This window comes from Flavobacterium sp. SLB02, assembly GCF_009664855.1.
Lineage (GTDB): Bacteria > Bacteroidota > Bacteroidia > Flavobacteriales > Flavobacteriaceae > Flavobacterium.
Genome location: NZ_CP045928.1, coordinates 3,762,225 through 3,786,214 on the forward strand (window position 1 = coordinate 3,762,225; position 23,990 = coordinate 3,786,214).

Genomic DNA, 23,990 nt, shown 5'->3' on the forward strand with positions numbered 1-23,990 from the left:
TAATATAAAAAGGAATTATCGATTGAGGTAAAGTCGACCTTGCTGCGCTTTTCTATTGTCTTTATTAAAATTGACAATATAAAAATAGACTCCGTTTGGCGCTATTGCGTCTCCAAAACCTGCAGCTTGAGAATTTCTTCCGTCCCAATTGGGTGTATTTGCATTTCCTTTAAACATTACATTTCCGTATCTATTGAAAATTTCAAGCGTATAATCCGGGTATAAATATTCAATATCAGGAATTCTGAACGTATCATTTACATTATCTCCATTGGGCGAAAATCCGTCAGGAATAAAAAAGGCATATTGTGCAGGATCGCAGTCCGTTAAGGAAACTGTAACCTCTAAGACACTATCCGAAATACAGTCGGTCACACTCGAAAGATCATACCCGTAATAAGTGGCTTTATCGATAAGCAAAGTATTCGAAGCTAATAAATTACCGTTATTTTGAGCATCATACCACGAAACTGTCGAAGGTACATTTGTCGCTTTTGAAAGATCTGAAATCGCTGGATTTTTTAAACCGCAAAAATTTTGTCCGTCAGGATTTAAAGTTGGTGCGGGTGTATCTTTTACTACAACCGAAATCATACTGGCTGGCGATGTACAATTTGCAGCAGAAGTTTCGGTAACATAGAGGTCTTCAGATTTTAAAAGATAAGTATCTGCAAGCGGTGTGGTTAACGCAGCAGAATTATACCATTTATATTGCGGGCCATGCGGTGTTAAATTAGCAATTGTCGCTCTGTCTACTTTGCAAAAATCAGGCGGATTCACTGCAACGGGTGCCAGCGGAATTGGATTGACTAAAAAACTATCTAATACATTTACCAAAAGATTGCCACAACCCGTAATATCATTCGTTAGATAAGTAGCCGAGATTACGGTAGAACCTGTATTTACAAGTAAACTTGCCGGAATTACAAAACTGGCATTTCCGCTTGAAACCGTTAAATCGACAGTTTGTTCTGTCGAAGTATTACTATCTAAAAGTACATAAGAAAGTTTCGCTTTTGTTAAAGTTCCCAATCCTGAAACACTAGCGGTAAAAACTCCGTTTACACAATCATCATTGACCACTACTTTTACATTGCTAACAACAGGCAAAGAATTAATTGTCAGGTTTCCTACAACATTTGCTGTATTAGTACATTGCGGAGTTGGATTTGTAATATTGGTGATATTGGTAATTGTAATTACAGATAATCCGCTTTTTGCGTTTAAGTTTCCGGGAATGTCAAAACTGGCTTTTCCTCCAACAGCTGTTATAGTGGCCGTTTGGGCTGTAGCTGAATTATCACCATTAATATTATAAACGATACGATACTTACCATCGGCCAATAGAGTGGCATTCGAAATTTGAATAGTTGCAATATCGTTCTGACAAATTGGACTGGTAGTTATTACAGCATTATCTAAACGCGGCAATGGAAATACATTTAAATCATAAGAAAAAGGACTAAATAAACTAATACATTTTTTTGGACCAGGAGTTGGAACAATGCTTGTAACGGTAATAGTAAATTTACCAACACTTTGAAAATAAGCCGATCTAACGGGAAAAACCACAACGCCGCCTCTAAAATTTACTGCAACAGTTTCTGATCCTGCTATTGGACCACTAACATTATAAGTAATCCTATATGCACCGTCAGGAATACCCTGAGGACCTGCCGTAACTCTTGCTGAGTAGGTCGCAGTAGCCATTTCACTTTCGCAAATATCATTAAGTACAACAATTTCTGCACCTGTAAAGTCAATTCGTTTCTCGAGTGTAATGACTACATCTGCAGTTCTGTCTTTACAAACATTCTGGTTAGGAACCGCAAAAACGGTATAAGTATATTTCAATTCTACCGCTCCGTATTTGTTAAACAAATCCTGAAGGTTAACATTGTGATCTGATCGTGATGTGATATCTGGTCCTTTCCAAACACCATCTTTATCTTCACCAAGAAGTGATTCAAACATATCATAGTTGGTATAACCGGCTAAATCTGTAGTTCCGCATAATGTTAATTCTTGTGGCGTTCCTTCTTCGGGTGTTCTTACAATAGTGACATATACAGTGGTAATTAATGGCGTAGATGGGCATTCCGGTATAAGCGGCACTTCGTAGGTAAATTGACGCGTTTCTGTTTGGGTTGTTATATATCTAATCCCAATTACAGGTGAATCTAAAATTTTTCCTGAACTATCTCTCCATATTCCGTTTTCATGCGGTCCCATAACGGTACTATCAAATGCTGTAAAAAGATTAAAAAATCCCTCTCTGCTACAAGCAGTAGATTTAGAACCAACTCCTACGTAGGCACCAATAGTAAGTGTGATTGTGGCTGTATTGTCTGTACATCCGGCCACATCAGGAGCGGTATAGGTATAATGATAAACCCCACCTTCTTTAATAAGTTGAGCATTTAAATTTCCGGTAATGGAATCCAGACCTCTAAAATTATTATCGTCTGTCCATTTTCCGCCCGGAGTTGGTGAGCCTCCTAATAATGAAAATAAAGAAAGGTTTTGATGAGCTGAATTCTGAATATCACAAATTATTTTTTGCGCATCATCACCAGCACATTGTGCGTACATTTTTGAGGGTAAAACCGATAAGAAAATAAAAAACAATATAAATTGTAAGAAATTAGAGTAGTTTTTAACCATAAACCGTTATTTTTTTATAAACATAATAAAATAATAACGTTCCTTGAACAAAAAAAGTGATTTAATAGTTAAATTTTCACAAAATTCAAATAAATCATAAAATAAACGCCAATAAAATTAAATTCTGTTTAGATTTTTAATTGATTGTTTTTGAGATTTTTATAATTCATCTTCAAGCTTAAATCTAAACTTTAAAATCAGGCTGTTTCTTTCTACTTCAAGGTTTATCCAAATATCTTCTTCTGATTTTAAAAGGGTATTTATTTGCTGAAGTGTATATTTATATGGTGCATTTTTGTTGATACTTACAATGATGTCTCCTTTTTGTAATCCGCATTTCTCGGCAGCTGAATTTTTACGAATATTGACAATTTCATAAACTGGTTTTAATGAAAATTTGTATCTGAAATTTCCGTCTTTTTTTTCATTATTTGCAACTTCATCTAATGTTGAAGCTACTTTTACCATCTCTAAATGAACCGTTTCCTGAACCCACTGAAGACCGTTGTGCTGAACGGTGATTCCACTTTTATTATAAGTAAAGGGTTCAGAAAATTTACTGTTTTTTTTAAGGTACATTTTCTTATCTGCATAATCTAAAACTACGGTAAACCTTTTTAAAACTTCGCCACCTACAGATCCTATTCGATCAGGTACCATTTTTACATTTCGAATAGAAGTGGAATCCGGAAATGAAACTATTGGCTTTTTAAAATTAAAATCATCAATTAAAAAATTATCAATTTTAGCCCGATGTCCTTCAATATCACCACTAAAACCTTTTCCTAAAAAGTCAGGAAAATTCTTTTTAGGCAATTTTATTTTTTTGTTCTCAAAAATCCAGAAAGCATCACTATTGCCTATATCGATCAGTAATTTTGCAGGCACTGTATTTTGATCAACAATCGCTGTGGCATAAATATAAGGTTTAGACCTTTCGATAGTTATAGGAACTCTCTTGAATCTTTTATCTAGTTTTTGTTTGGTTTGCTCATCGTTTGCATGTATAACTACTCTCTTTTTTTGATAATTGATCTCTACGATATTATTTTTAAAAAATTTATATCCAATAATTCCGTTTACCGGAATCCCTATGTGCGATGACAAATTAAAACTCTGATCTAAAATTATATATAACAGATGATTGCTCGATTTTAAACCGTGTGATTCTAAAACATTATTTGTTGATTTTAAACCTTCAATTTCTTCTTCACTTCCTAAACCGCGTAATTTTATTTTCTGGATATTATGAAAACTCACTTCCTGTCTTTCTTCCATACTAAACAAGATCGTTTCTTCGACACCGGAATCAAGCAGGAAATTTAATTCGATACCGTTTACTTTTATAGGAATAAAAATAAGGTTATTAATGAGTTTGAAGGGAATAGTAACCTTGCCACTATGCTTATCGATCAAAAAATCACCTTGTGCCATAAGTGACAAAGATGTCAAAAGCCCAAAAAACAACATGAAATATTTTTTCATTGATAATATTTTATGATAAAATTACTAAAAATATTGATAATTGTTACATTTTAATAAGTACCTGTAATGTTTACGTTAAATTGGAAAAAAAAATGCAAATTTGCACTTCAATAATAAAACTCATGCCAACAATTTCACACAAAGGCAGAAACATGCCCGAATCACCGATACGTAAACTTGCTCCTTTTGCAGATCTTGCAAAACAAAAAGGGAAAAAAGTGTATCACTTAAACATTGGTCAACCGGATATCAAGACACCCGAAGTGGCCATCGAGGCGGTAAAAAACATTGATTTAACTCTTATAGAATACAGTCCGTCTGCCGGATATGAAAGTTATAGAAAAAAATTAGCTCAATTTTACCAACGTCAAAACGTAAATGTTAACCCAGAAGACATCATTATTACTACTGGTGGCTCTGAAGCCTTATTGTTTGCATTGGCCACAATTACAGATCCCGGAGATGAAATCATTATTCCGGAACCTTTTTATGCCAATTATCATGCCTTTGCATCCTCTACAAGTGCAGCTGTAATTCCTGTAATTTCAACAATCGAAACTGGATTTGCATTGCCAAGTATTGAAGATGTTGAAAAATTGATTACACCAAAAACCAAAGCGATATTAATTTGTAATCCTGGTAATCCAACAGGTTATTTATATTCAGAAGCCGAAATAAAACAACTAGCCGGCTTAATCAAAAAACATGATTTGTACTTAATTGCTGATGAGGTTTATCGTGAGTTTTTGTATGATGGCGATGATGTTCATTATTCTGTAATGAATCTTGATGATGTTCAGCAAAACGTAATCATGGTCGACTCTGTTTCAAAACGCTATAGTATGTGCGGGGCAAGAATTGGTTGTCTGGTTACTAAAAACAAAGAGGTTTTGGCAACCGTAATGAAGTTTGCCCAGGCACGTTTAAGTCCGCCAACAATTGAGCAAATTGCCTGCGAAGCTGCAATAGATACGCCACAAAGTTATTTTGATGATGTAATTTCAGAATATAAAAGCCGACGTGATACTCTAATTACCGAATTAAATAAAATTGAAGGTGTAATTGTTACCAAACCTAAAGGTGCTTTTTACTGCATTGCACAATTGCCAATAGAAAACTCTGAAGATTTTGCACAATGGCTTCTTGAAACATATGATCTTAACGGAGAAACTGTCATGGTGGCTCCTGCTGCAGGATTTTATTCGACTCCTGGAATGGGACTCAATCAGGTACGAATTGCTTATGTATTAAACAAAAAAGATTTAGTGACTGCTGTAAAGATTTTAAAAGAAGCACTTTTGGTTTACAACAAAAAATAATAACAAATAACAAAAACCTTCAAAAGACAATAACACCTTATGTTATTGTCTTTTGTGTTTAAAAAAAAATACCATTTTAGTTTTAATTTAAATTATATCCAAAAAGGAACGATTAAATAGTAAAAACGATAGAAAAGGTTTCCTTTTTATTAATTATCTTTACCGCCTTAAAAAGATATACCCATCATAATAGTAGTTTTTAATGATAAATAACGAAGATTTTTTAGACGAAACAGGAGACAATCATTTTAGCAGCAACGCGCAAAACCCTGTAAGACAGGATGCTTTTGATCTAAGTGATGATGAAAAAATAGAAAGAATAAAAAAAGATGTTGAAAACATCCTACAGACTTTAGGAATGGATTTAACCGATGACAGCATAAAAGGTACTCCAAACCGAGTAGCAAAAATGTTTGTAAAGGAGATTTTTGGTGGTCTTAATCCTTCAAAACAACCAAAAGCTTCAACTTTTGATAATAATTACAAATACGGTGAAATGTTAGTTGAGAAAAACATTACCGTTTATTCTACCTGCGAACACCATTTACTGCCAATTATCGGACGCGCGCATGTTGCTTATATTTCAAGCGGAAGAGTGATTGGTTTATCAAAAATGAACCGAATTGTAGAATATTATGCCAAAAGACCTCAGGTTCAGGAGCGTTTAACGATGCAAATTGTTCAGGAATTACAAAAAGCTTTAGGCACTGAAGATGTTGCGTGTGTTATCGATGCCAAACACCTTTGTGTAAACTCAAGAGGAATTAAAGATATCGAAAGCAGCACTGTAACGTCTGAATTTGGTGGAAAATTCAAAGATCCTCAAACTAAGAGAGAGTTTTTAGATTATATTAAATTAGACACTCAATTCTAGTTTTATACGATATTTCTATTATATTTATGGTCTACTCCTAATAGCAGCGGCATCCTTTTATGGTGGGGTTCACCATAAAAGATATAGCCGATAGCAGGATTAGCTCCTAAAACATCAACAAACATTTAAACAATGCCATTATACACATCACAACCTCTAAAAATATACAATTCACTTTCTGGTGAAAAAGAAAATTTCAAACCAATCCATGAAGGAAATGTTGGAATGTATGTTTGCGGACCTACGGTTTATAGCAATGTACACTTAGGAAATGTGAGAACATTTATGTCTTTTGATGTTATATTCCGATATTTTTTACACCTGGATTATAAGGTGCGTTATGTACGTAATATTACCGATGTGGGGCATATTGTTGATGATGTTGATGAAGGTGAAGATAAAATTGCCAAAAAAGCACGCTTAGAGCAACTCGAACCTATGGAGGTTGTACAGCGCTATACGGTAGATTTTCATGATATTTTGAAATCTTTCAACTTTTTACCGCCAAGTATCGAGCCTACAGCAACAGGACATATTATTGAACAAATCGAAATTATCAAAAAAATCATCGATACCGGAATTGGCTATGAAGCCAACGGGTCTGTTTATTTTGATGTTGTAAAATATAACCAAAATCATAATTATGGTGTTTTAAGCGGGCGAAATATCGAAGATATGCTAGCCAATACCCGTGATCTTGATGGTCAGTCTGATAAAAGAAACCCTCAGGATTTTGCTCTTTGGAAAAAAGCAGAACCCGAACATATCATGAGATGGCCTTCGCCATGGAGTGATGGTTTCCCGGGGTGGCATCTTGAATGTACTGCCATGAGTACCAAATATCTTGGTAATCATTTTGATATTCACGGTGGCGGAATGGATTTGAAATTTCCACACCATGAATGCGAAATTGCTCAAAACCAAGCTTGTACAGGCCAGTCTCCGGTAAATTACTGGATGCACGCCAATATGCTGACCCTGAACGGTAAAAAAATGGCCAAATCGACTGGAAATAATATTTTACCAGGCGAAATTTTAAGCGGTGATAATACTATTTTAAGTAAAGCTTTCTCTGCATCTGTAACTCGTTTTTTTATGTTACAGGCACATTACAGAAGTATTTTGGATTTTTCTGACGATGCCATTGTTGCAGCTGAAAAGGGATATAAAAGATTAATGGAAGCTGTGGATGCCTTGCCGGGTATTTCGGCAAGTGCAACGAGTTCTATAGATATTGCTTCATGGAAGCAATTGTCTTACGATGCCATGAACGATGATTTTAATACTCCAATTTTAATCGCGCAATTGTTTGAGGCCGTTCGTTATATCAATTTACTGAAAGAAGGAAAAGAAACGATTTCTGCCCAAGATCTAACTTCATTTACAACTGCTGTTAATGCTTTTGTTTTTGATGTTTTAGGTTTAAGCGATGACAAAGGTGCTGATACTAATAATGACAAGTTAGAAGGTGTTGTAAACATGCTTATCGGGATGAGAAATCAGGCCAGAGCCGATAAAAACTTTGCACTTTCTGACCAGATTCGTGATCAGTTGATTGCTTTAGGCATCCAATTGAAAGACGGAAAAGAAGGCACAAGCTTTTCAATATAATCCATTCATTTTCTAATAAATCATGAAAGTAACAACTCCATTTGTTTTATTAGTTCGCTTTTATCAAACTGCAATCTCGCCTTTTACACCGGCAAGCTGCAGGTTCGAACCTACTTGCTCGAGTTATATGATTCAGGCACTGCAAACTCATGGATTATTTTATGGCGGATATCTGGGAATAAAACGAATTTTGAGTTGTAATCCCTGGGGAAGAACCGGCTATGATCCTGTTCCCGAAAAGAAATGCTCACATAAAGATTAACTTTTTATAAAGACCAACTTTACTTTAAATATTTATTTTTACAACACAAAAACAATTTAACATATGACACTTTCTTCAAATATCATTTGGAATCCTTCAGAAGGAATCGACTTAGGATTTTTTATTATTCGTTACTACAGTTTAATGTTCGTAATCGCTTTTGGATTAGGCTGGTTCATAATGAAAAAGATTTTCGAACGCGAAAATGAATCACTAGATAAATTAGACTCTTTATTTGTCTGGACTGTTTTAGCCACTTTGATAGGCGCACGTCTGGGACATGTTTTGTTTTATGACTGGGAATATTTCAGAAATCATTTACTTGAAATCTTCTTACCATTTAGATTTGAACCAAAGTTTGAATTTACCGGTTTTCAAGGCTTAGCAAGCCATGGTGCAGCAATCGCTATTATAATCGCGATGTACTATTACAGTAAAAAAATCTTAAAACGTTCTTTATTATGGATTTTAGACCGTGTAGTAATTCCTGTAGCCAGTGGTGCTATTTTTGTTCGTCTTGGTAATTTTTTCAATTCTGAAATTATCGGAAAAGAAACTGATTCTGCATTCGGAATTCGTTTTTTACATGATCAATTTAGCAAATCTGAAGCTGTAAACGCAACACAAATTGCAGATCCAAAAGCAGCTTACACGGCAATTGCAACAGATCCTAAATTTGCTGAATTATTAGCTCAGGTTCCTGCAAAACATCCAACACAACTTTACGAAGGTATCGCCTATATATTTGTTTTTGCTACTTTATATTTCTTGTACTGGAAAACAAACGCAAGACTTAAATCAGGATTATTATTCGGATTGTTTTTGGTTCTTTTATTTGTAGTTCGTTTTATCGTAGAATTTGTAAAAGAAAGCCAGGGAGGAATCGAAGAAGAATTAGGAATTTTCTCTACAGGACAATGGTTAAGTATTCCTTTTATTATAATCGGCCTATTCTTTATCATTAGAGCGCAAAGAAATCCTTTAGCAGCATCTTAAAAATTTCATTCAAAATAAAAAAGCCTAAAATCTTAGATTTTGGGCTTTTTTATTTTACAAACCATAGGAAATACCTATTTCAACATTCCTTGTATTATAGCCCGCATTTTCACCATTTAACCCTGCATTTGACACATGCCGGATACTCGGTCGCATATCAAACCTAAACTTATTTACGTTAGCTAAAACTCCAAAAGCCAAAACATCTGCAAAAGCAAACCCTTCAGACATTCTTTCGGTTTGAGTATCTGTAATCATAGGCCCTATACTTGCTAAAGCATAAATTGAGAATATTTTACCTATTGGCTTTCTTATTAAAAATCCGAGATTTAAAACATATTCATGAACATTCTTCAACTTGGTATATTCTTCTCTTTTTTGGATATAATCAGGCGTTTGAGGCTTTACAAAATAAAAATTAAGCAATTGATGTGTGGCAAAATTAATTTCGGGCTGCGCCAGAATTTCATACTGAAAGTGTTTCGTTTCTTTAATTCGATAATACAATTGAGCTTTATAAAAGTGATTGGTAAAGGTGTAATTTCTATTATTGAACTCACTCCCAAAACCGTAATTAAAACCTATCGCAATTTTATCCTTTTTATCTTGTCCGGAAACAACAAACGCAACACACAAAAACAATACAACCAACAGTAATTTTTTACCCATAGACAACTCTTTATAAGTTTAAATATAGCACAAAAAAAAGATCCAACTTTCGTTGGATCTTTTTTTTTATATCAACTTGAAATTATGCTTGTTTGTGTTTTTCTTCAATTGTGTGTTTCTCATCACTTGAAATTGTATCAACCAATACCGGTGTTGCAATAAATAATGAAGAGTAAGTTCCCACAACAATACCTACTAACATCGCGAAGATAAATCCTCTGATAGATTCTCCACCAAAGATAAACATCGTTAATAATACAATGATCATCATCAATGAAGTATTCAACGTTCTTGATAATGTAGTATTAATAGAAGCGTTTACGATATCTTCGAAACTACCTTTACGGTTTCCGATGATAAACTCTCTCACCCTGTCAAATACAATTACAGTATCATTCATAGAATAACCAATAACGGTAAGAATTGCAGCGATAAAGTGCTGATCCATTTCCATGTGGAAAGGCATGAATTTATAACATAAAGAGTAGATACCTAATACAAAGATAACGTCATGCGCTACAGCTGCGATCGCTCCTAATGAATATTGCCATTTACGGAAAGAAACCATTAAGTATAAAAAGATTGCTGCCATTGCACCAAGAACTGCCCAGTATGAGTTAGTTTTGATATCCTCAGAGATAGAAGCTCCAACTTTAGAAGCTTGTAATACACCGATTCTTTTACCATCAAATGAGTTGATGAATTTATCGTAAGAAGTCTTTGGGTAATACTTTTGCAATGCATTGTATAACTTTTGATTCACTTCTTCGTCGATAGCAACACCATCTTCTTTAATCTTATATTTTGTAGTGATTTTTAACTGATCATCATCACCTAAAATTTTAGCCTCAACAGGAGTTCCAAAAGCTGCAGATAACTCATCTGACACTGTTGTAGCATCAATAGGTTTTTCAAATTTCACCTGGAATGTTCTACCTCCAACAAAATCAACACCCTCATCTAATCCATTAACAAAGAAGATAGAAACTAAACTTACTACAACTACAATAGAAGAGAAGATATAAGTGAATTTTTTGATTTTAATAAAGTCAAAGTGGAAATTAGTAAACCAGTTTTTAGTAATGTTTGTAGAGAAAGTTAAATCACCTTTTCCAGCAATATTTCTGTCGATGAAAATTCTAGCGATAAAAATTGATGTAAACATTGAAGTTACAATACCAATAAGTAAAGTCAAAGCAAAACCTTTAATTGGTCCTGTTCCAAAAATAAACAAGATAGCTCCAGTTAAAACGTGTGTTACGTTCGCATCAATAATAGAACGCATTGCTCCATGCCATCCGTAAGAAGCAGCAACTGCCTCAGACAATGATTTACCTTCACGCAATTCTTCTTTTGCTCTTTCGTATATAATAATATTCGCATCTACCGCTGTACCTAATGTAAGTACGATACCCGCAATACCTGGCAATGTAAGTACAAAACCAAAACTTGCCATAATTCCGAATAAGAAAAGTAAGTTTAATAATAAGGCAAGGTTAGCATACCAACCTGCTTTACCATAATAGAATACCATCCATAAACAAACCAATAAGAATCCTAATACAGATGAAATTGTACCTGCATCAATTGCAGCCTGACCTAAAGATGGCCCTACAACAGTTGACTGAACAATATCAGCAGAAGCCGGTAATTTACCTGCATTTAATACGTTAGCTAAATCTTTAGTTTCAGCAACATCAAAAGATCCTGTAATTTCAGATCTACCTCCGGCAATTGATCCGCTGGTAACACCAGGAGCAGAATATACGATGTTATCTAAAACAATAGCGATATACCCTTTTTGAGAGAAAGCTCTACCTGTTAATTCTTCCCAAACTTTAGCACCCTGACTGTTCATTTGCATAGAAACAGCTGGTTTTCCTAATTGGTCAAAAGTATCTTTTGCATCAGTAACAACTCCACCGCTCATCGCAGGAACGTTATCTCTGTTTCCTTTTAAAGCATATAATTCAACTACTTCAATATCTTTAGCCGTTTTTACATCTTTTGCTTGTGGATCTTTTATAGTAGTTGGTTTACTCCATACAAATTTTGCATTGTGTTGGTCAGCTCCTAATAAAACTCTGATATCTGCTCTTTTAAAATAGCTGTTTACAACAGCAGTATCTTTTGGTGCGAAGTAACCTAAAACTGGTCCACCACCCTGACCTATAATTTTGTCAAATAATGGGTTGTTTCCTTTTTTAGCAGCAACTGAATCTTTAGTATCAGTCAATAAAGCATTTAATGAATCTTTAGCAACAGTCTTAGTTTCTGTTTTTTTGATTTCAGTCTTTTTTAAAGCCTCATTTGCAGAAACCAAGAAGTTTCCGATTTCTTCAATTTTATAAGTTTCCCAAAACTCTAACTGAGCTTTTCCACCTAATAATTTTTTAATTCTATCAACATCCTTAGCACCTGGAAGCTCCACTAAGATTCTTCCTGTTTCTCCTAATTTTTGGATGTTTGGTTGTGTAACACCAAATTTGTCGATACGCTCTCTTAATACTTTGTAAGCACTCTCAACAGACTCATCAACTTTTCTTTTAATTACTTTTTGAACTTGCGAATCAGACATTTGAAAATCGATTCCACCTTCTCCTTGTAAACTTCTGTTTGCAAAAATATCAGGTGAAGCTAATCTCACTGTTCCGTTTGAATTGGCTTCAAAAGCTTCAAAAAACTTATTTAAATAGGTTTTGTTTCCTTCTAAATTTGCAGATGCATCAGCTAATGATTTATTAAATACCGGATTTTTAGAATTGTTAGCTAAACCTTTCAAAACATCTTTAATAGAAATTTGAAGAATCACGTTGATTCCTCCTTCTAAGTCAAGACCTTTATTAAGTTGTTTGTTTTTTACTTCATTATAAGTAAAATCCGAAAAACCAAGGTTCAACACTTTTTCTTTACCAATAGAATCTAAATATTTTAATTCTTTGTCAGGATTATCCCCTGCAAAGGCTTTAGCTTCACTTTTGACATTATTTGCCACAAAAGTGAAAGAAAGTTGGTAAATACTTACCAATGCAAATAGAATTGCGAAAAATTTAATAAGTCCTTTATTCTGCATTATTACTAAAAATTAATTATGTTTTATTGTTTGTTTTTGGTTTTAAATTCCCTAAAAATAAGCCCTGACATGAGTTCTTAAAACTAAAAAATCGAGATCACGAATTACAACATTTTTTTTAAACCGAGCAAATATATAATTCTCGAAATGATTAACCAATTTATTTATTAATTAATCTTAAAAAAAAGACTGCAAAAGTGCAGTCTTCTCCTTTTTTTTCGAAAATAGTTATACTAAAATCGATTTTAAAGCGTCATTCATTCCACGAACTGCATCTGCGCTTTTAGCAAATAAAGCTTTCTCCTGCTCGTTTAATTTGATGTCTAAAATTTCTTCTACTCCGTTTTTACCTATTATACAAGGCACTCCTATACATATATCATTTTGACCATATTCGCCTTCAACAAAAACAGAACATGCAATCATTTTTTTCTGATCGTTTAAAATACTATCTACAAGAAAAGCAACAGAAGCTCCCGGCGCATACCAGGCTGATGTCCCTAAAAGACCTGTAAGTGTAGCTCCTCCTACCATTGTATCAGCAGCTACTTTTTGTAATACTTCTTCTGAAAGAAATTCTGTTACCGGAATTCCGTTATAAGAAGCCAAACGCGTTAAAGGAATCATCGTAGTATCACCATGACCTCCAATAACCATTGCCGAGATATCATTTGCAGGTTTATCAAGAGCCAAAGAAAGATATGTTCTGAAACGAGAGCTATCTAACGCTCCACCCATACCAATAATTCTGTTTTTTGGTAATCCTGTCGCTTTTAAAGCTAAATAAGTCATAGTATCCATTGGATTAGAAACTACAACAATTATAGTATTTGGAGAAAATTTCAATACATTTTCAGCAACTGTTTTTACAATTCCTGCGTTTATACCAATCAATTCTTCACGAGTCATTCCTGGTTTTCTTGGAATTCCTGATGTAATCACTACTACATCACTTGCGGCAGTTTTAGAATAATCATTGGTTACTCCAGATACTTTGGTATTAAAACCTGTATTTGTTGCACATTGCATAATATCCAACGCTTTCCCTTCGGCAAAACCTTCTTTAATATCCAACAACACTACTTCGCTTGCAATTCCTCTATAAGAAATAACATCTGCACATGTAGCTCCAACATTTCCTGCTCCTACAATGGTAACTTTCATATTTTATACTTTATCGGTTATTAATTAATTTGTGTATTTAATAAATCGACAATTCGTTTAATGGTCTAAGTAAATTTAAACAATTAAACGAATTGATGATTAAAATTTATTATGCATCGATATTAGCGTAAACGGCATTTTTCTCGATAAATTCTCTACGTGGCGGAACTTCATCTCCCATTAACATTGAGAAAACTCTATCGGCTTCAGCCAAGCTATCAATAGTTACCTGACGTAAAGTTCTAAAACTCGGATCCATTGTAGTTTCCCATAATTGCTCCGCGTTCATCTCCCCAAGACCTTTATAACGTTGAATAGCAGCACTACCCCCCATTCTTTCGTTTGCCTGATCGCGCTGAACGTCGTTCCATGCATATTCTTTTTTGTTTCCTTTTTTAACTAAGTATAAAGGTGGTGCTGCGATATAAACGTGACCTTCTTCGATCAGTTCTTTCATGAAACGGAAGAAGAACGTTAATATTAAGGTAGAAATGTGACTACCATCGACATCGGCATCACACATGATGATTACTTTATGATATCTTAGTTTTTCAAGATTTAAGGCTTTACTATCTTCTGCAGTACCAACGGTAACTCCCAAAGCGGTAAAGATGTTACGAATCTCTTCGTTTTCGAATACTTTATGATGCATCGCTTTCTCAACATTCAAAATCTTACCACGTAATGGCAAAATCGCCTGAAAGTTACGGTCACGACCTTGTTTGGCCGTTCCACCCGCCGAGTCTCCCTCGACAAGGTAAACCTCACATCTTGCAGGATCCTGCTCAGAACAATCTGAAAGTTTTCCCGGTAATCCACCGCCACCCATAACGGTTTTACGCTGTACCATTTCACGTGCTTTTTTAGCAGCGTGACGGGCTTGTGCAGCCAAAATTACTTTTTGGATAATGATTCGGGCATCATTTGGATTTTCTTCCAGATAATTCTCTAACATTTCTCCAACTGCCTGAGAAACCGGAGAAACCACTTCTCTGTTGCCTAGTTTTGTTTTGGTTTGTCCTTCGAATTGTGGTTCAGCAACTTTTACCGAAATAATAGCTGTTAATCCTTCACGGAAGTCATCTCCTGCAATTTCGAATTTCAGTTTATCGAGCATTCCCGATGCATCTGCGTATTTTTTAAGGGTTCTTGTTAAACCACTTCTAAAACCTTGTAAATGCGTTCCTCCTTCGTGCGTATTGATATTATTTACGTATGAGAAAATATTCTCTGTATAACTTGTGTTGTAAATCAAGGCAACCTCAACTGGAATTTCACCTTTTTCGTGATCCATGCTGATAACGTGAGAAATAATTGGTTCACGGTTACCATCTAAATAACGGATGTATTCTTTAAGACCTTCATCTGAATGAAAAACTTCAACTTTAAATTCGCCTTTTTCATCTACTTCTCTTTTGTCTGTAAAGGTGATTGTAATTCCTTTGTTAAGAAAAGAAAGCTCACGCATACGAGCTGACAGAGTATCATAAGAGAATTCTATAGTTTGGGTAAAAATGGTATCATCGGGGTAAAAAGTCTGACGTGTACCTCTTTTATCTGTTTCTCCAATTTGTTTAACAGGGTATATTGCTTTACCTCTTTCGTATTCCTGCTCGTAGATTTTACCTTCTCTAAAAACAGTGGATTTCATATGAACCGAAAGTGCATTTACAACTGAAACCCCAACACCGTGTAAACCTCCGGAAACTTTATAAGAATCCTTATCGAATTTACCTCCGGCTCCAATCTTGGTCATTACTACTTCAAGTGCCGAAACACCTTCTTTTTTATGTAAATCAACTGGAATACCACGACCGTTATCTTCAACTGTCACTGAACCGTCTTCGTTGATTGCAACACCAATGGTATCACAATGTCCTCCCATCGCCTCATCAATAGAGTTATCAACAACCTCATAAACCAAATGATGTAGCCCTCGAACTCCCACATCTCCAATATACATCGATGGACGCATTCTTACGTGCTCCATTCCTTCTAATGCCTGAATACTATCTGCTGAATAATTGTTCTTCTTGATTTCTTCGCTCATATAATTTATTCTAAAAAATGTAATTATTGTCTAACACGCAAATATATAAAAACGCAAATTATATATCCGTTAAAATACCATTTAAAGCACTTAAGTTATTAACATATTATCAAAAAAAGTCTAATAAAACAACCACAATCAATTTTAAAATGGATTTTTTTAAAATTCTCAATAGTAATAGAAAATTTCAACCCCGAAGCACCGGGATGAATTCTGAATTTCAATACTTAAAACACTTTAAAAACAAAATCCGAAACGACAATTTAATGTCATTTCGGATTTTGGAATTTGGAAATTTCAACATTGAAATTTTCCTTTTTTTTATTATTTCTTATTAAAATCTCCTGCGTAAACTGAAGTCATTTTATCCAGACTTAAATACTTTCTTAAGGCTGTATTTACCTCTTCGACTTTTAACGCTTTTATTTTAGTTTCTAATGTATCATAATCTTCTAACGGAATTCCGTATTGCAAATAAGTGTTTACAAGATTCATTAAAGTATCATCACTACCCAATCTTGTTTTTCTTTCATTCTGCCAACTAACCAGGTTTGCTTTTAGCTCATCAGCTGTAAAACCATCTTTCAATGCTTTTGCAATTTCCTCTTTTGTAGCGGTTTGAACAGCATTCTTTTTAGTCGGATTTAAAAAAGCATAATACGACCATGAAGCAACATCACTTGCAACAGGCACATCAATAAATGAACCTGCTCCGTAACTTATCCCTTCTTTTTCTCTTAATCTCATCGGAATTCTTGCACTTAAAAATCCTCCGCTTCCTAATATTTCATTAGCCATTACAAATGCAGGGTAATCTGTACTGCTTCTTGTCATTTTAAAACCAATTCTACCAAGCGCTACCGCATTTTCTTTATCTGGAGTTATAAAATCCTTATCTGATACTTTTGTTTCAAAATAAGTAGGTTTAGCTAATTCATATTTTGATTTTGAATTCCATTCTCCAAAAGTATTTTCTAAAATCTCAACTGTAGATTTTCCTTCTAAATCTCCTACCACACTTCCAACTCCATTATTTCCTCCCAGAATGTTTTTATAAAAATCTACAATTTCAGTTTGCTTGATTTTTTTAAATGCATCTATTTGTTCCTGAAGCGTTGGTGTATAAAAAATACTTCCTTTAGGGTAATTTGTCGTTTGTCTTGAAAGTTCCGTAAAAGCAACTGATTGGGGATCATTAAGATTTGCCTCTAAATAAGTGTTGTATTCACTGATTGTCTTTGTCAACTCATTTTCCGGAAAAGTTGAATTTGTCAGTAAATCGTTTAAAATTTCCATTACTTCTTTAAAATTCTCTTTGTAAGTACTAATATTTACTGATAAAGTTTGTCTTGTAAAATTAAAATAAATACTTGATTTTAATTGATCTAAGCGATCGCTGATTTGTTCTTTAGTTCTTGTTTTCGTTCCTGTTTTTAACAACTGAGCCAAAATTCCTCCAGTATCTGATTTTCCAGTTAAATCCTTTTCGTTACTTACAGGAAACTGAAAACTAGCCTGAACCTTCCCGCCTTTTATTTCTTTTTTGATCAAGCCATATTTTGCACCATTGCTCAGTTTACCTTCTACAAAATTTTGTTTTAAGTTTTTGATAGAAGCTTCAAAAGCAGCCGCTTCTTTCTCTAAAGCTTTTCCTTTGTAATCTTTGGTTAAAGCCAGTAATTGCTCATCTGTATATTCTGCGGGTTTTACTCTTTGCTCATCTTTAGAGGGAATAAAAACCCCTACGGTTCTATTATTGCTTCTAAAATACTTTTCGGCCACTCTTTGTATATCTTCTTTTGTCAGGTTTTCCACAGCATCTCTATACAAAAATCCCAATCTGTAATCTCCCGCTCCAATAATCTCAGTAAGATTTATGGCAAACGAAATGGTATTGTTTTTTATACCTTCAATTTGTTTGATAATTTTTGCCTTAGCCCTGCTTACATCTTCATCTGTGTATTTGGTCGATCCTATTTTATCCAGTTCAGATCTTACAATGTCTTTAGTCGCTTTTACGTCTTTATCATTAGGAACTGCAACGCCAAAATACATAAAACTCGCATCTCGGGTTGTTGGCTGCCAAAAATAAATACTGGATACTTTTTGCGTTTCTACCAGCGTTTTATACAAATAACCTGATGGATCAGCGGTTAAAATCTCTCCTAAGGCATCAAGCGCTGCATAATCCTTGTCTACATAAGCAGCAGTATGATAGATAGCGCCAATATTTTTACTATCACCGGCCCTGTTTAGCTCCACATATTTTTCTCCATCCTGAGCCGGTTCGATCGTGTAGGTTTTATCCAGTTTTCTTTTCGGTTTTGGAATTGCTCCAAAATACTGTCCCACATATTGCAATGCTTTTTGTTCATCAAATTTTCCGGCAATTATTAAAGTTGAATTATCGGGTTGATAATATTTCTCATAAAAAACCCTAAGCGTATTTGCTTTCACGCGTTCGATATCTTCTTTACTTCCAATGGTACTTCTTCCGTAATTATGCCATACATAAGCAGCAGAAAGAATCCTTTCCTGCAAAACACCATCCGGATTATTTTCACCTATTTCGAATTCATTTCTTACTACAGAAAATTCCTTATCAAGATCAGTCTGCAAAATAGTCGCGTTGATCATTCGATCCGCTTCCATTTCAATACTCCATTTTAGATTCTCGTCACTTGATGGAAAAACTTCATAATAATTCGTTCTGTCTAGCCAGGTTGTACCGTTAGCATTTCCTCCTTTATCAGAAAGCATTTTTTTAATATCTCCTAAATTTTTAGTACTTTTAAAAAGCATATGTTCCAGCAAGTGGGCCATACCTTTTTCGCCATAACCTTCGTTTCTGGAACCTACGTTATAAACAATATTTACAACCATATTGCTTTGGGAAGCATCCGGAATCAAAAGAACTTTCAATCCGTTATTCAGCGAATATTCTTTTACACCTTCGACATTTTTAATGTATTTTGGAGCTTCTGTCTTTTTCTGTGCATAAACACAAGACAATGAAACAAGAGAACAGCATAAAACACTGCTTAGCAATAAGTTTCTCATAGATTATGGTTAAAGGATTAGTTATTTATGGTAACCAAATATAGTTTTTTTCCTAAATACCATACATCAATATTAACTTACTTTTAGTAATTTACGGTAACCCGTAATGATAAAATTTACGCACAAAAAAATCCGAAATAAACACTTTAAATGCTCTTTCGGATTTTATATTATTTTAATCCAAATTAGAATTTGGAATTTATTTTTACTGGAATTTAAAACATTAAACTTCTACTCCGGATTTTACGCTTTCGAAATTTCCTTTTAAGTGAGCTGCATTAGCCCTTCCACTTGGATCCTGGTTTTCCTGCCATTTGGGAATCCATTTTCGAACGGTTTGCGCCGCGCTAACCTGTGGATAAAATTTATGGAAAATAGACCTGTAAAGATACGCTTCTTTGGTCGTTGGCGAATTATACGGAAATTCTGCACTTGCTCCTGCCAATTGCTCGTCTGAAATCTGTGTTGCGCAATACTCGATCAATTCATCGATCCAATTGTATCCTACTCCATCAGAAAATTGCTCTTTTTGTCTCCATAAAACTTCAGCTGGCAAATAAGGATTTTCAGCTGTATCGAATGCTTTTCTTAAAATGTATTTTTCGACACCATCGTATGTTTTGGGCTGTTTTTCTTCGGTTTTAATTCGAATAGCAACATCTAAAAAATCTTTGTCTAAAAACGGAATTCTGGCTTCTAATCCGTGCGCCATAGTTGTTTTATCGGCACGTAATAAATCGGCAGTAAATAACTTCTGGACTCTTTCGATCGTTTCATCCTGAAATTCTTCTGCAGATGGAGCATTTCTAAAATACAAATGACCTCCAAAAACCTCATCGGCACCTTCACCCGAAAGAATTACTTTAATTCCCTGATCGGCTATGGCTTTCGACAATAAATACATTGGAACCCCGGATCGTACTGAAATGATATCGTAAGTCTCGATATGATAAATTACTTTTTCTAAAATAGCAACACCTTCTTCTACCGTAAAATGTATTTCGTGATGTTCGGTCCCTAAAAATTCAGCAGCTTTTCTTGCCACAGCATTATCAGGCGAATCTGCATCAAGACCAATAGAAAACGAATGTAGCTTTTGCCCGCTATCTTTTAATATTCGCGATGCAATTGCTGATGTCAATGAAGAATCCAAACCTCCGGAAAGCAATACGCCAACCGGAACTTCGCTCATTAAACGTTTACGCGTAGCCTCGATTAATGATTGGCGAACCAAATCCAGATCTAAAGATTTATTCGCATTCGAATGATCCTCATAGTCCGGATTATAATATTTTACAAAACCTGTTTTACCGGTATAATAATGTCCGGGAGGAAAAGTCGAAAATGACTTACACTGATCTGCAATTGATTTCATTTCTGAAGAGAAATAAATTCTTCCTCTTTCGTCCAGTCCATAATACAAAGGTTTAACACCTACAGCATCTCTTGCCGCAATGTAATTATCACCATCGATAATCACAAAAGCAAAATCGCCATCAAGCATATTACAAAATTTGTATCCAAATTCTTCGTACAAATGCACAATTACTTCAGAATCTGATTTTGTTCTAAAAGTATGCTCTTTTAAAACTGTATCTTTTAATTCCTGGTAGTTATAAATTTCTCCGTCATGCACCATCCAGGCTTTATTTGTTCCCTGAATAGGCTGCTTACCTGATTTAAGATCGATAATTGATAGACTTTCATGACAAATAATACTGCCATTTTCCATAATATGCAAATCACTTTCATCAGGACCACGATGCGACATTCTTGAAGAAAGCTCTTTTACGAGTTGCGGGTCTTTTCCTTTACCAATAACAGCCAATAATCCAGACATACTATTCTATTTTTTTATTTCTTTTAATTTTACTCACAACTAAAAGAGGCAAGCCTAATACAAAACCTTTTATAGTCCTCTAATTTTCAGCTAAACCAAATATTAAATTCCGCTTTTATATACTCATATCGCTACAACATAAGCGATTTAATATTATTTCGGCGAATGTCAAATATAAAAAAGAAACTTAAATAATTATTGAAAAATAATTTTAAGTAACTGAAATAATATAATTTAACATTATAAGACAAGAAAAACGCTCTCAGCATTGAGAACGTCTTTCGGAAATATAATATATACTAATTCTAAAAATTCCTGTTTTTATGCTTTCGCGTAAGCGTCATCATGTACACTTGCTACAGCTCTTCCTGATGGATCGTTCATGTTTTTGAAAGCTTCATCCCACTCCAAAGCAATTTTTGTACTACAAGCCACACTTGCTTCCTGCGGCACACATAATGCTGCTGCATCACTTGGGAAGTGTTCTGCAAAAATCGAACGGTAGTAATATTCTTCTTTAGAAGTTGGGGTTTGCAATGGGAATTTATATTTCGCATTTGCCAATTGCTCATCGGAAACTTCTTTGGCTACCACTTCTTTCAAAGTATCAATCCAGCTGTATCCTACTCCATCAGAAAATTGTTCTTTTTGTCTCCATGCTACACTTTCAGGAAGCATATCTTCAAAAGCTTTACGAACTACCCATTTTTCCATTGGGTGTTCTTTGTTGATCATTTTATCTTGTGGATTGATGCGCATGGCAACATCCATAAATTCTTTGTCTAAGAACGGTACACGACCTTCGATTCCCCAGGCTGCCAAACTTTTATTAGCACGTAAACAATCGTACATATGAAGTTTACCTAATTTACGAACGTTTTCCTCGTGAAATTCTCTTGCGTTTGGCGCTTTATGGAAGTACAAATATCCTCCGAATAATTCATCTGCACCTTCACCTGACAATACCATTTTGATTCCCATTGATTTAATAACTCTCGCCATTAGCCACATAGGAGTTGATGCTCTAACTGTAGTTACATCATATGTTTCTAAGTTATAAATTACATCACGAACTGCATCTAAACCTTCCTGAATGGTGAATTTGATTTCGTGGTGAATTGTTCCGATATGTTTTGCCACAACCTGAGCTGCTGCTAAATCAGGAGAACCATCTAATCCTACTGAGAAAGAGTGCAATTGCGGATACCAGGCATCGGTCGTATCATCTGACTCAATACGTTTTTGTGCAAATTTTTTGGCTACAGCCGAAGTAATAGACGAATCTAAACCTCCAGAAAGTAAAACTCCGTAAGGAACATCACTCATTAATTGTCTGTGAACTGCTGCTTGAAGTGCTTCTTTAATTGCAGTAATACTTGTTTCATTGTCTTTTACCGCATCATATTCTGTCCAGTCTCTTTTGTACCATTGTACAAATTCACCGTCTTTGCTTGTCATATAATGTCCCGGAGGGAATAATTGAATTTTTGTGCAATATCCTTCTAAAGCTTTCAATTCAGAAGCTACATAAAAAGTTCCGTGCTGATCCCAACCAATGTACAATGGAATAATTCCCATATGGTCACGAGCGATAAAGTACTCATCTTTCTCAACATCATAAATCGCAAATCCGAAGATTCCGTTCATTTCATCTACAAAGTGAGGTCCTTTTTCTTTGTAAAGCGCCAAGATAACTTCACAATCACTTTCTGTCTGAAAGTTATACTTTCCTTCAAATTGTTTACGCAATTCTCTGTGGTTGTAAATCTCACCATTTGCAGCCAAAACCAATTTTTTATCTTCTGTAAATAAAGGTTGTTTTCCTGAAGCTGGATCTACAATTGCCAAACGCTCGTGAGAAAGAATTGCTTTATCATTGCTGTAAATTCCGCTCCAGTCCGGTCCGCGGTGACGAATGATTTTAGACATTTCTAATACTTGAGGTCTTAATGTTTCGGCTTTTTGTTTTAGATCAAAGGCACATACGATTCCACACATAACTATATATTTTTTATTATAAATTTTATTTTGATAGGGCAAAGATGCATTAATGGTTACAATTGAAAAACATAAATATTGATTTCAGTTATAATTTAAAAGCATAAATTTGTTTTTACATATAAAATGTAAAATTTTAACCCAAAAAAAAGGCTCAAACTTGAAAATTTCAATTTAGAACTAAAACAAAGCACAAAACACAAGGTTTGAAAGAGATCTTTGAATTAAATTTTATGATATTTAAAAATCATTGAAAGATTAACAAAGAGAAGAAGAAATATCGTTGAGGAACTGTTGTTTTTGTCAATCTTGTCGTTTTTGCCATACTTTACAGTTATCTCACCTTTCTGATTGTTAAGAAGAATTATTCTTTCCTCTGAATGAAATATTCTGTGCTTACTTAAACTTTGTCAAAGTTCTTGGTCGATTATTTTTACAGACTAATCAACGTTTTGAATCGTGTAATGCGTCTTATTAATCTCAAAAGTAAACCCCACTTTATTTCCCATTAAATGAGATCCCAAAGGAGATTGCGGAGAAAGTGCAATAACATTGATTCCATCAATTGCAATTTTAGGAAGCGCAACACTTACATACAAATAGATTCCGTTGGCTTTTACCAAACTTCCAGAAATGATATTTTCAGTTGTTTTTAAAGCGTCAATTTTATCCAGAATCGCTTTTTGAGTAATCGCTTCTTTTAGTTTATTAGTAAGTTTTTCCTGTTCGATATGCATCATCGACAAAGCAGTTTCGTGTTTGTCGCCGGCAGAACCTTTTGCATCGTTTTTAGAATCTTCGGTCAAAGCCGAAATCATGTCCCTGAAAACATCTATTCGGTCCTGAACCATTTGCAGGTAATGAGAATGTATTTTTTGTTTGAATTCCATAGGTTGTCTGCCACAAAGGCGCTAAGTTGCAAAGA

General features: G+C 34.6%; 15 protein-coding genes. 5 read left to right on the forward strand and 10 right to left on the reverse strand.

The annotated features are described in order from the left end of the window. Positions 1 to 15: 15 nt before the first annotated feature. On the reverse strand, positions 16 to 2,592 hold the full coding sequence (locus tag GIY83_RS13655; RefSeq protein WP_229029102.1) for a gliding motility-associated C-terminal domain-containing protein: 2,577 nt from the start codon (positions 2,590 to 2,592) through the stop codon (positions 16 to 18). A 231-nt stretch (positions 2,593 to 2,823) separates the two neighbouring features. Further along, positions 2,824 to 4,149, reverse strand: coding sequence for a PDZ domain-containing protein (locus GIY83_RS13660; protein WP_208681852.1), 1,326 nt, complete (start codon positions 4,147 to 4,149; stop codon positions 2,824 to 2,826). A gap of 122 nt (positions 4,150 to 4,271) precedes the next feature. Here GIY83_RS13660 and GIY83_RS13665 point away from each other — a divergent pair, with 122 nt between their 5' ends. The 5 genes from GIY83_RS13665 (at position 4,272) to lgt (ending at position 9,211) form a co-directional block, all read left to right on the forward strand. After that, entirely contained in the window at positions 4,272 to 5,468 is a 1,197-nt protein-coding gene (locus GIY83_RS13665; RefSeq protein WP_208681854.1) for a pyridoxal phosphate-dependent aminotransferase, read from the forward strand. A 202-nt stretch (positions 5,469 to 5,670) separates the two neighbouring features. Further along, positions 5,671 to 6,342 carry a GTP cyclohydrolase I FolE gene (gene folE, locus GIY83_RS13670; protein ID WP_055098419.1) on the forward strand — a complete coding sequence of 224 codons (672 nt, stop codon included), beginning with the start codon at positions 5,671 to 5,673 and terminating at the stop codon, positions 6,340 to 6,342. 132 nt (positions 6,343 to 6,474) lie between these two features. Continuing rightward, positions 6,475 to 7,953 (forward strand): cysteine--tRNA ligase, encoded by a 1,479-nt coding sequence (gene cysS / locus GIY83_RS13675; protein WP_208681856.1) that lies wholly within the window; start codon positions 6,475 to 6,477, stop codon positions 7,951 to 7,953. Between the two features lie 22 nt (positions 7,954 to 7,975). After that, positions 7,976 to 8,215, forward strand: a complete 240-nt coding sequence (yidD, locus tag GIY83_RS13680) for a membrane protein insertion efficiency factor YidD (RefSeq protein ID WP_194616486.1) — start codon at positions 7,976 to 7,978, stop codon at positions 8,213 to 8,215. A gap of 63 nt (positions 8,216 to 8,278) precedes the next feature. Continuing rightward, positions 8,279 to 9,211: a prolipoprotein diacylglyceryl transferase gene (lgt, locus tag GIY83_RS13685; protein WP_208681858.1), complete on the forward strand. Its 933-nt coding sequence runs from the start codon at positions 8,279 to 8,281 to the stop codon at positions 9,209 to 9,211. Positions 9,212 to 9,265: 54 nt separating this feature from the next. Here lgt and GIY83_RS13690 read toward each other — a convergent pair whose 3' ends face one another. The 8 genes from GIY83_RS13690 to GIY83_RS13725 all read right to left on the reverse strand — a co-directional run bounded on the left by GIY83_RS13690 (position 9,266) and on the right by GIY83_RS13725 (position 23,955). Continuing rightward, complete coding sequence (locus GIY83_RS13690; protein WP_208681860.1) at positions 9,266 to 9,880, reverse strand: acyloxyacyl hydrolase; 615 nt, start codon at positions 9,878 to 9,880, stop codon at positions 9,266 to 9,268. A gap of 82 nt (positions 9,881 to 9,962) precedes the next feature. After that, positions 9,963 to 12,953 (reverse strand): protein translocase subunit SecDF, encoded by a 2,991-nt coding sequence (secDF, locus tag GIY83_RS13695; protein ID WP_208681862.1) that lies wholly within the window; start codon positions 12,951 to 12,953, stop codon positions 9,963 to 9,965. A 228-nt stretch (positions 12,954 to 13,181) separates the two neighbouring features. Beyond that, positions 13,182 to 14,117: a malate dehydrogenase gene (gene mdh, locus GIY83_RS13700; protein WP_208681864.1), complete on the reverse strand. Its 936-nt coding sequence runs from the start codon at positions 14,115 to 14,117 to the stop codon at positions 13,182 to 13,184. A 109-nt stretch (positions 14,118 to 14,226) separates the two neighbouring features. Next, positions 14,227 to 16,167 (reverse strand): DNA topoisomerase (ATP-hydrolyzing) subunit B, encoded by a 1,941-nt coding sequence (gene gyrB, locus GIY83_RS13705; protein WP_194616481.1) that lies wholly within the window; start codon positions 16,165 to 16,167, stop codon positions 14,227 to 14,229. A gap of 324 nt (positions 16,168 to 16,491) precedes the next feature. Continuing rightward, complete coding sequence (locus GIY83_RS13710) at positions 16,492 to 19,227, reverse strand: pitrilysin family protein (protein ID WP_208681866.1); 2,736 nt, start codon at positions 19,225 to 19,227, stop codon at positions 16,492 to 16,494. 223 nt (positions 19,228 to 19,450) lie between these two features. Then, entirely contained in the window at positions 19,451 to 21,067 is a 1,617-nt protein-coding gene (asnB, locus tag GIY83_RS13715; RefSeq protein WP_194616479.1) for an asparagine synthase B, read from the reverse strand. A gap of 321 nt (positions 21,068 to 21,388) precedes the next feature. Next, positions 21,389 to 23,065 carry an asparagine synthase B gene (asnB, locus tag GIY83_RS13720; protein WP_208681868.1) on the reverse strand — a complete coding sequence of 559 codons (1,677 nt, stop codon included), beginning with the start codon at positions 23,063 to 23,065 and terminating at the stop codon, positions 21,389 to 21,391. 440 nt (positions 23,066 to 23,505) lie between these two features. After that, on the reverse strand, positions 23,506 to 23,955 hold the full coding sequence (locus tag GIY83_RS13725) for a hypothetical protein (RefSeq protein ID WP_194616477.1): 450 nt from the start codon (positions 23,953 to 23,955) through the stop codon (positions 23,506 to 23,508). Positions 23,956 to 23,990: the final 35 nt, after the last annotated feature.

Excerpts from the sequence above, each read along its gene's own strand:
- cysS (WP_208681856.1), top strand. The coding sequence starts at position 6,475 with ATGCCATTATACACATCACAACCTCTAAAAATATACAATTCACTTTCT.
- asnB (WP_208681868.1), bottom strand. The coding sequence starts at position 23,065 with ATGTGTGGAATCGTATGTGCCTTTGATCTAAAACAAAAAGCCGAAACA.
- yidD (WP_194616486.1), top strand. The coding sequence starts at position 7,976 with ATGAAAGTAACAACTCCATTTGTTTTATTAGTTCGCTTTTATCAAACT.
- lgt (WP_208681858.1), top strand. The coding sequence starts at position 8,279 with ATGACACTTTCTTCAAATATCATTTGGAATCCTTCAGAAGGAATCGAC.
- asnB (WP_194616479.1), bottom strand. The coding sequence starts at position 21,067 with ATGTCTGGATTATTGGCTGTTATTGGTAAAGGAAAAGACCCGCAACTC.
- mdh (WP_208681864.1), bottom strand. The coding sequence starts at position 14,117 with ATGAAAGTTACCATTGTAGGAGCAGGAAATGTTGGAGCTACATGTGCA.
- GIY83_RS13655 (WP_229029102.1), bottom strand. The coding sequence starts at position 2,592 with ATGTACGCACAATGTGCTGGTGATGATGCGCAAAAAATAATTTGTGAT.
- GIY83_RS13690 (WP_208681860.1), bottom strand. The coding sequence starts at position 9,880 with ATGGGTAAAAAATTACTGTTGGTTGTATTGTTTTTGTGTGTTGCGTTT.
- secDF (WP_208681862.1), bottom strand. The coding sequence starts at position 12,953 with ATGCAGAATAAAGGACTTATTAAATTTTTCGCAATTCTATTTGCATTG.
- GIY83_RS13660 (WP_208681852.1), bottom strand. The coding sequence starts at position 4,149 with ATGAAAAAATATTTCATGTTGTTTTTTGGGCTTTTGACATCTTTGTCA.
- GIY83_RS13725 (WP_194616477.1), bottom strand. The coding sequence starts at position 23,955 with ATGGAATTCAAACAAAAAATACATTCTCATTACCTGCAAATGGTTCAG.
- folE (WP_055098419.1), top strand. The coding sequence starts at position 5,671 with ATGATAAATAACGAAGATTTTTTAGACGAAACAGGAGACAATCATTTT.
- GIY83_RS13710 (WP_208681866.1), bottom strand. The coding sequence starts at position 19,227 with ATGAGAAACTTATTGCTAAGCAGTGTTTTATGCTGTTCTCTTGTTTCA.
- GIY83_RS13665 (WP_208681854.1), top strand. The coding sequence starts at position 4,272 with ATGCCAACAATTTCACACAAAGGCAGAAACATGCCCGAATCACCGATA.
- gyrB (WP_194616481.1), bottom strand. The coding sequence starts at position 16,167 with ATGAGCGAAGAAATCAAGAAGAACAATTATTCAGCAGATAGTATTCAG.